A 1,595-nucleotide genomic window follows, 5' to 3' on the forward strand; every position below is an offset into this window, starting at 1 on the left:
CGGAAAATACCCCTTTTTAAGATTGGAAGTGGAACCTTTAGATGCCAACGCAAATCAAGTAGCGCAACTATCGGCATCAGATTTTAAAATAAAACTAAACGACCAGCCCATTTCGGCCTTGATGCACAATAATGTAAAAACACCTAAAATCATATTGATGTATGATGTTTCAGGAAGTATGCCCGGTAATTATAGCGGTGCTAAAATAGAAGAGTTTGTGTCTCAAATGGAAACGCAAATACTTGACCAATATCCGGCGGCAAACATACAAAAATGGAAAACACCCTCAGAACTTTATACCTGGCTGCACAAGGCGTCATCAACAAGCGCAGACCTTATCATTTATGCCACAGATGGAGATAATGGTGACAGCTTAAAAGAAGAATGGATACAAACCTATGAAAATGGAGCCCCGGCTATAATTTTGAACGTAAAAAACACCTCAACTGCTCATCACTTGACTACGTTTGAAACTATGGCAAAATTAACAAATGGAATCGTTATCAACGCAAAGGACCAGGAAGAAACAATAGGAAAAATTGTTGACTATTTAAAAGATTTTAAAATTGCGCCCTATGTGTTCACTTGCAACACGCTGAATAAGCAAAAAGAAAATACCGTGTCCATTTCAATCGACTCGGGTAGGATTGAAGCAAGTACCAAATTTGAATTTAAGATTTTCCCTAATGAAACCACTTCATTGAGCACAGAACTTTCTGGGGTTTACCTTCAAATAAATTACGATAAATTTTCGGTCAAAAAGACACTGGCAGGCTACGACCCACTTCTTCACAAATACAGAAAACCCAATCATACCGACTATTTAGATGTGCAAAGTTTATTGTTGGGAGGTGCCATCATTGGTGTCGAAGGGCAAGGTCCCACCTTTGCAAACCAAATGGCAGACCTGCTACAGTACAAATTAAGCAGCAGAAAATGGGGAGAAGCTTTATTGAACAATCAAGTTGAAGAAGCAAAAAAACACTATGAAAACGGAGTATTTTTGTATGACGACCGTTTAGCTTCACTACTTCAGCCACTTAACAATCAAGTCACAGACCGATCATTGACCTTTGCCTCGGGCCCCAGAATGGGAATTATGAAGAACAAAATCAGCCTGGGTACTCAGCAGTCATCAGTAAATTTTGACTATATACAAACTTCAACCTTTGTAACCTTGGCCGAAGACCCTCTGGAAGCTTACAAAATCAATATGCAAAAAACGGCTCAAATGGCCTTAATGGAAAACACCCTTTTTGAAGAAGCCACCTTGAGCCAGTTAAAGAACAAACCGCTCATTGAGGTGTATGCCGCCAGAGACATTAGCAGGTTTGCACAAGATTTACAACCAGATCAAATAAACTACTGGAGCGAAAAACTCTACATGGTCTCAACAGAATTTAAAATATTTGATCAAAACATTGAATCCAGGGCATTTTGGAGTATCAATCGCCAAACAGGTGAGCTTTATGGCATCCTTGAAAATGGAACCGCCGGCGGAGTTGAACGTATTCAGAAACAATTGGATGAAATTTTAAAAGTGATGGATGCCTACCTGCTATTATTGGGAGGCATGTCCGCTAAAAGTGGCATTC

The 1,595-nt window shown here is 39.6% G+C and carries 1 protein-coding gene; it reads left to right on the forward strand.

The annotated features are described in order from the left end of the window. Positions 1-1,595: hypothetical protein (locus ACEW8O_RS15930; RefSeq protein WP_373495617.1), on the forward strand; the 1,595-nt coding region annotated here is incomplete at both ends.

It is taken from the genome of Aquiflexum sp. (assembly GCF_041749095.1).
In the GTDB taxonomy this organism is placed as follows: domain Bacteria; phylum Bacteroidota; class Bacteroidia; order Cytophagales; family Cyclobacteriaceae; genus Aquiflexum.